The sequence below is a fragment of the Vibrio sp. 10N.261.51.A3 genome, from assembly GCF_041471965.1.
Lineage (GTDB): Bacteria > Pseudomonadota > Gammaproteobacteria > Enterobacterales > Vibrionaceae > Vibrio > Vibrio crassostreae_C.
Genome location: NZ_JBFRPK010000155.1, coordinates 1 through 458 on the forward strand (window position 1 = coordinate 1; position 458 = coordinate 458).

At 54.6% G+C, this 458-nt stretch carries 1 protein-coding gene; it reads right to left on the minus strand.

Going from position 1 to position 458, the window contains the following annotated elements; translation table 11 throughout:
* Positions 1–458, minus strand: a 458-nt coding sequence (locus AB4371_RS22330; protein WP_198598956.1) for an immunoglobulin-like domain-containing protein, incomplete at both ends; no start/stop codon positions are given.

The window sequence follows — 458 nt, forward strand, 5'->3', positions numbered from 1 at the left end:
CTGCCACGGTCACGGTCGCCCCCGTATCTTCCGCCTTAACCAGAAACTCCAGTTGTGGGTTGCCTGCTCCTTCTACGACTGTGTTGATGTTGTTTTCGATAATCTCACTATCTTGGTACACGTCGTCATCTTGAACGTCGATGCTCACGTTGCCGCTGCTATCACCCGCTTTGATAACGATCTCTTCACCGTTCGCTAGCGTCACCGTGATGTCGTTATTCGCCACGCCGCCACTTAAGGTCGCCGTGTACGTGATTTGATTTGGCTGGTTATCGCCATCCACGCCTTCCGCTATCGTCGCAACGTCCGCTGACAGGTCAACCGTCACCACATCGATCGTGTCGGTAATCGTAGTCTTCTCTGGCGCCGTGTCGATCACAAGATCCTCGAAACTCGCTCCGCCGCTCACACCGCTGATGTTCGCGCTCACACTGTCGATCTCGTTGTAGACGTCATCG